This window comes from Streptomyces sp. NPDC058683 (assembly GCF_042716195.1).
Taxonomy (GTDB): Bacteria; Actinomycetota; Actinomycetes; order Streptomycetales; family Streptomycetaceae; genus Streptomyces.
This window is the reverse complement of the sequence record NZ_JBHXSK010000115.1, coordinates 1-6,176: the sequence shown is the minus strand read 5'-3', so window position 1 is coordinate 6,176 and position 6,176 is coordinate 1. Positions and strand designations below refer to the sequence as shown.

Sequence of the window (6,176 nt, the reverse complement as noted above, 5' to 3'; positions counted from 1 at the left end):
GGGTTCGGGACCCGGCGGCGGCCGTCGGAATCGTCAGCGCCGGTGACCGAGGGCGTGCCGGTCGTCGGCGTCCCGGCGGTGGCCAAGGGCCTGCCGGTCATCGGCGTCCCGGCGGTGGGCGAGGGCGTGCCGGTCGTCGACGTCCCGGCGGTCACCGAGGGCGTGCCGATCGTCGGCGTCCCGGCGGTGGTGCAGACCCCAGGAGGCGGAGTCGACATAGCGCCCGTGGTCGTTGCGCAGGGTGGCGGTGTCGGCGCCCCGGTTCCAGACGGACTGGCGGCGGTCCTGGTACAGGTCCGTCATGGTGTCCCGGCCCTGCCCGGTGTGGACCCGGACCGTGGCACGGCCGGCCAGCCGGTAGTGACGGAAGGTGTAGCTGTGACCGTCGGCGTCCGACAGCGTCCAGCCGCTCAGGTTCACGTCCCGGCGGGCGGTGTTGGTGACGTCCACCCACTCCCGGTTCAGGGCACGGCCGGAGAAGACCGAGCGCCCTTGCAGGTCATGCTGGACGGCGCTGATGACGACCGCGTCGCGGGGCGGATTCGCGGGGTGCGTGGCGGCGGCCGCGGCGGCGGGCAGGGCCACCGCGCCCACCAGGACGGCCGCCACGGCGGTGACGGAACCGAGACGACGGGCGGTCGCGAAGACGGATACGGACACGAGGTCCCCCTTTACGGGGTTCGGGCACACCCGACGCCTGCGCTGCGAAGCCGCGGTCGGCGAGGGGGTGTGTGGTGCGAGGCGACGGCCGGGCGGCCGCGCAGCCACACCCTGCAACCGGGCGGCGGGACATCCGCAGCGCACACCACGCCCGTTACCGATCCTTCGCGTGGCCATGACGCTCGACTGTAATGTCCATTTATTAAGTGAATGCACCACTTTGAACCATCGTGGGACCCGGCCGCCGTGCAAACAGCGGGTCCACGGCACCTCTCCGACCTCACGGGCCACCGGCAAACAGGGCGCACTCACCCGAAAGTGAGTAACAGTCAGCGGCCGATCGGACCGCCGACAGAAGATGATCTTCTGGTCGTCATATGGAATTCCCCGATTGGTCGGCCGCGACAGGGGTGCGGGGAAAGCGTTTGCCACTACGTTTTGGCTTGCATTTTTGGCATGCTCACACCCTCTCGGCGCACACCTCCCCATAGGAGACACCCCCATGCGCAGACTCGTTGCCTGCCTGGCGGCCGCGGTTGCCGCCCTCGGCGGGCTCACGGCGACGGCCGCCCCGGCCGCGGCGGCCGGCTCGGGCACGTTCAGTGTGCTCACGTACAACGTCGCCGGACTTCCGGAAGGCCTGTCAAGCGCACCCACTCCGCGCGACACCAGCACCCCCGAGATCGGCAGGCGGATCGCGCCGTACGACATCGTCAACGTCCAGGAGGACTTCAACTACCACGCGTACCTGTACTCGACGGACACTCATCCCTACCGCACCGCGACCAGTGGCGGCGCGGGTATCGGCAGCGGGCTCAACACCGTCTCCGACTACGCCTGGGACGGCGACGACTTCGAGCGTGTCGGCTGGAACTCCTGCCAGCTCGACTCGGGTGACTGCCTGACCCCCAAGGGCTTCACCTTCATGCGCGAGCGGCTCGCCGAGGGCGTCTACGTCGACTTCTACAACCTGCACACCAACGCGGGTACGAACGACGGCGACGAGGCCTCCCGGGCCGACAACCTCAGCCAGCTGACGTCGTTCATCAGCACCCACTCGGCCGGGAACGCCGTCGTGGTCATGGGTGACACCAACACCCGCTACACCCGGGCCGCCGACACCATCGCGGAGTTCGCCTCGAACAACGGGCTGACCGACGCCTGGGTCCAGCTGATCCGCGGCGGCAGCGCGCCGGCCAAGGGCAGTGACGCCCTGGTCTGCGACCAGACCGGGGCCACCGTGCCCAACACCTGCGAGGTCGTCGACAAGGTCCTGTACCGCAGCAGCAAGCTGGTCACGCTGAACGCGACCTCGTACAACAACGAGCACGCCAAGTTCCTCACCGACGACGGTCTGATGCTCTCCGACCACGACCCGATCACGGTCGGCTTCTCCTGGTCGCAGAACACGGACTTCCAGCTCAGCGACCAGTTCGGCGGTCCGCACGGCGACTACTACCAGGACCTTCCGAAGGTCCCGGCCGCCGCCCGTGCCACCGGCATCTCGCTGCGCTCCGGCTCCCGCGTCGACCAGGTCGGGATCACCCTGGGCAACGGCACCACGCTGACCCACGGGGGCACCGGCGGCACGGCGTCCTCGCTGACGCTGGGCAGCGGCGAGTACGTGACCACGGCGTACCTGTGCGAGGGCAAGTACAACAACACCACCCGCATCTTCTACGCCAAGTTCACCACCAACCTGGGCAACACCCTCACCGGTGGTACGACGACCTCGGACTGCGTGACCCGCACCGCTCCGTCGGGCTGGCAGATCGCCGGCTTCCACGGTCGCTCGGGTGACGAGGTCGACAAGGTCGGCTTCATCTACACCAAGCGCTGACCGCGCCCGTACGGCCGGCGAACCGTTCGTGACGTTCGCCGGCCGTACGGAGCGGGCCGGCTATGCGTGGGAGCCGTACGTCCGCAGCTTCCGGTAGAGCGTCGCGCGGCCGATACCCAGGGCGGCCGCCGTGCGGGCCTTGTTGCCGCCGTTGCGGCGCAGGGCCTCCAGGATGGCGGTGCGCTCGGCGTGCTCCATAGGGCTCAGCGGGCGGGCGGCGGGCCCTTCGCGGACGGGATCGGGCAGTTCGGCCCGCCGCACGGGCCCGGTCGCCCGGCGCCGCCGCGCCAGCGACCGCACGACGTGGGCGAGTTCGGTGACGTTGCCGGGCCACGGGTACCGCTCCAGCGCGCGCCGGGCATCCAGCGTCCAGGTGAGCGGGGGCTCTCCCGGATCGGGCGCCGGAGTCACGGCGGTGAGCAACTCCCTGATGTCCTCGGCGCGTTCCCGCAGCGCGGGGAGGGTGACCGAGCGGGCCGCCAGGGTGTCGAGGAGCCGCTGGAGACACGGGCCGGGCGGCGCACCCGGTGTGTAGGTGACCAACAGAGGGGTGGCGGGCCGGGTTTCGAGGAGGGCGACGATCGCGGCCACATCCGGCTGTGCCAGGCGTTCGGCGTGGCGCAGCACCAGGCCGCGGGGTTCGGCGGGCAGGGTCCGGTGCAGATCTCCTGCGGCCGCGTCGACGACCAGCGGGGTGCTCTCGCCGAGCAACTCTCGGGCCAGGGAGGTCTTCCCGGTGCCTCGTTCGCCGACGAGCAGCAACGGGGCGCGGGTGGCGGCCAGTTCGGCCGCGCGTTCGGTGGCGTGCCGCCACGGTACCGACTGCCCGGCCAGTGTGGTCGGCGGCCGTCCGGCGGGCACGGTGGCTGCGCGGTCGTACGCGGGTTCCAGTACGGCGACGGCACCGGCGACCGCTCCCAGGTGCCGGACGGGTGTCACCTCGGCGCCGCACGGGAGCCGGGTGCCGGGCCCGTCCTGGGGCAGTTCCGCGTGCACGGTGCGTTCGAGGTCCTCGATGTCCCGTGTCGACAGCAGCCGGGCCGCCGCCTCGCTCACCAGCCGGCTGTGGCCGGCGAACGCCACCACCGGCCGGTCCTGCCCGTCGCACGCCGCGAGGAAGGCGTCCAGCAGGGCCCGCTCCGGCGGCCGGGCGTGAGCCCGCAGTTCCGCCTCCACCGCGGCGGCCGTCGCCTCGGCCAGCCCCGCCTGCGGGTGCGGTGCGCAGCCGCCGCACAGGGCCGAGGCCACGGTGACCGTGCCGACCGGTTTGGCGTCGCCGGGGGCCCGCAGCGGGACGCTCACCGCGGACACCTCCTGCCAGGCGTCGAGGAAGTGCTCGGGCCCGTGCACCTCGGCGCGGTGGCCGGTGCGCAGGGCCAGGGCCGCGCTGTTGGGGCCGACCCGCTGCTCGGAGAGGTCGGGTCGGAGCGTGTCGTGCGGGGCGCGTCCCGCGGCCCACAGCACCCGCGGGCGGGCGTCGGTGAGGACGAGCGCCGCGTACTCCTGGTCGAGGACCGTGCGCAGGCGCTCCAGCACCGGCCGGGCCGCCGCCAGCAGCGCGGGGTCGGGCGGCGGCGGGGCCTGCGCGGCGAAGGGTTCGGCGGAGTCGTGCCGTACACCGAAGAAGCGGGCCCGGCGCCAGGCGGCGGCGACCTCGTCCGGCACCTCCTCGGGCAGCGGGTGGCCGGCGAGGAAGCGGGCGCGGGCCCGGCGCAGTTGGCCGAGGGCGGGGCGGGCGGAGGCGTGCCGCTCGGCCGTGGGGGGATGCTCTGCGGTGGTCATGGCGCCCCTCACCGTACCGGGAACGGTTGAAGGGGCAACGACCGGTGTGCCCCGCGGGGGTCAGCCGCACACCGCGTGTCTCGGATTGAGACACCCATGGCGGCCCGGACCGTTTCATGATCTTGAACGGTCGGTTTCCGTCCTCTCCCCCACCGGAGCGTTCTCCGTGCGCACCCATGTCGTCACCGACGTCCTGATGGTGGGCAGCGGCGCTGCCGTCCCCGGAACGCACGCGACACGAAAGGTGAACAGCATGGCCCTCGGGCTGCTCAGGCGCCGGTGGTCCAAGGACGCCCCGGCCCGTTCGGCGGAACTCGCCCTGCCCCTCCCCTCCGGCGCGGGCGGCGTCGCCCGCACCCTCCTGGACCCCGTCGACCAGCCACTGGGCGGCGCGGAGGTCACGGTCACCGCGCTCGACACCCACCAGGTGGCGGCGCGGGGCACCACCGACCCGTACGGTTTCTTCATCGCCGTACTGCCGCCCGGGCGCTACAGCCTGCTGATCGTCGCCGAGGGCCTGGATCCGCACCGGGAGACGGTCGAGATCGTCGCCGGCAGCTGTCCGGCGCCCGGGCGGATCCGGTTGCAGCCGGCCCGGCAGCTGCCGCTGCCGCCGACCGGTGGCTGGGTCTTCGATCCGCCGCACACCGCGATCCGGTTCATCGCCAAGCATGTCGGCATGGCTCATGTGCACGGTCGTTTCGAGCGTTTCGACGGCGCGATCAGCGTCGACCCGGACATGGGCCGGTCGACCGTGCGGGTGCGTATCGACGCGTCGAGCATCAACACCGGGAACACCACCCGCGACAACCATCTGCGTTCCGGGGACTTCCTGGACGTCGAGCGGTATCCGTACATCGACTTCGCCAGCACGCGCTTCGCCTACCGGGGCGGCAGCAAGTGGACGCTCGTCGGCACCCTCACGATGCACGGCGTCAGCCGCTCGGTCTCGCTGGACACCACGTACCTGGGCACCGTCAACGGCGGCTACGGCGAGGAGTTGCGCTGCGCCGCGCTCGCCACGGCGGAGCTGCACCGCGAGGACTACACCCTCAACTGGCGGTCGATGCTGGCCCGTGGCATCGCCGTGGTGGGTCCGACGGTGCAACTGGAGCTGGACATCCAGGCGATGTACCGCTCGCCGGACACGCCCACTCCCCCGGAGTGACGACCACGCCATCGCAGGTTGCGCGCCGTGGGCTCCCCAGCCGGACCCGGCGGCCGGCATCATTCCGCGCACCGGGTGCGAAGGAGCCGCCGACATGTGCGGATGCGCGGACACCGAGCCGTCGTTCGCTTCCCGACCGTCCCTGCTGGGGGCCGTGGCCGCGCCGGCGCTGCCCGCCCCGGGCCGGCCGCCCCGCACTGGCCGTGGTGAGTCCGTCGACGTCCTTGAGCACCGGGATGCGGTCGATCAGGGCGTCCGGCAGCGGCAGTTGCGGCAGTTGCGGCAGGGCCGGATCCCGGAGACGTCCGGGTCGGGGGCCGGCGCGTCGATGACGGCGGCGACTTTGTCCTGGGCCGTGTGTCCGGGCAGGCGCCGGTGGAAGTCCCGCGGGTCGGCCTCGTCGGCGGCACGCCGTTTGACTGCGACGTGGACGGCGCCGACCGGGTCGTCACCGACGGACACGGCGGCGAGGCCGACAGGCACGGCGGCGGCGAGGCCGACGGGCATGGTGGCGAGGCCGGGTACCCGGCCGGTGCCGGCGGCCCCGGCGATCCGGTCGGCGACGCCGGCCCGGATCCGCCGAACTGGTTTCACTCCGTCGATCGTGCGTGTCGCGGAGCCGGCCGCCTACGCGAAGACGATGGTGTGGTTGCCGTCGCGGATCACCCGGTCCTCGGCGTGCCAGAGCACGGCACGGGAGAGGACCGCGCGTTCCACGTCGGCGCC

General features: G+C 72.5%; 5 protein-coding genes. 2 read left to right on the top strand and 3 right to left on the bottom strand.

What is annotated here, in order from left to right; all coding sequences use genetic code 11:
* Nucleotides 1-33: 33 nt before the first annotated feature.
* On the bottom strand, nucleotides 34-660 hold the full coding sequence (locus tag ACFWXC_RS52745; RefSeq protein WP_384491460.1) for a lamin tail domain-containing protein: 627 nt from the start codon (nucleotides 658-660) through the stop codon (nucleotides 34-36).
* 502 nt (nucleotides 661-1,162) lie between these two features.
* Between ACFWXC_RS52745 and ACFWXC_RS52740 the strand changes: the two genes are divergently transcribed.
* Nucleotides 1,163-2,500, top strand: a complete 1,338-nt coding sequence (locus tag ACFWXC_RS52740; protein ID WP_384491458.1) for a jacalin-like lectin — start codon at nucleotides 1,163-1,165, stop codon at nucleotides 2,498-2,500.
* Nucleotides 2,501-2,560: 60 nt separating this feature from the next.
* Here ACFWXC_RS52740 and ACFWXC_RS52735 read toward each other — a convergent pair whose 3' ends face one another.
* Nucleotides 2,561-4,282, bottom strand: coding sequence for a helix-turn-helix domain-containing protein (locus ACFWXC_RS52735; protein WP_384491456.1), 1,722 nt, complete (start codon nucleotides 4,280-4,282; stop codon nucleotides 2,561-2,563).
* Nucleotides 4,283-4,535: 253 nt separating this feature from the next.
* Between ACFWXC_RS52735 and ACFWXC_RS52730 the strand changes: the two genes are divergently transcribed.
* The gene (locus ACFWXC_RS52730) at nucleotides 4,536-5,450 is read left to right on the top strand and encodes a YceI family protein (protein WP_384491462.1); all 915 of its coding nucleotides are present in this window, start codon (nucleotides 4,536-4,538) and stop codon (nucleotides 5,448-5,450) included.
* A 246-nt stretch (nucleotides 5,451-5,696) separates the two neighbouring features.
* Here ACFWXC_RS52730 and ACFWXC_RS52725 read toward each other — a convergent pair whose 3' ends face one another.
* Nucleotides 5,697-6,044 carry a hypothetical protein gene (locus tag ACFWXC_RS52725; protein ID WP_384491454.1) on the bottom strand — a complete coding sequence of 116 codons (348 nt, stop codon included), beginning with the start codon at nucleotides 6,042-6,044 and terminating at the stop codon, nucleotides 5,697-5,699.
* Between the last annotated feature and the right edge of the window lie 132 nt (nucleotides 6,045-6,176).

Coding starts and splice junctions, on each gene's coding strand:
- ACFWXC_RS52740 (WP_384491458.1), top strand. CDS start 1,163: ATGCGCAGACTCGTTGCCTGCCTGGCGGCCGCGGTTGCCGCCCTCGGC.
- ACFWXC_RS52730 (WP_384491462.1), top strand. CDS start 4,536: ATGGCCCTCGGGCTGCTCAGGCGCCGGTGGTCCAAGGACGCCCCGGCC.
- ACFWXC_RS52735 (WP_384491456.1), bottom strand. CDS start 4,282: ATGACCACCGCAGAGCATCCCCCCACGGCCGAGCGGCACGCCTCCGCC.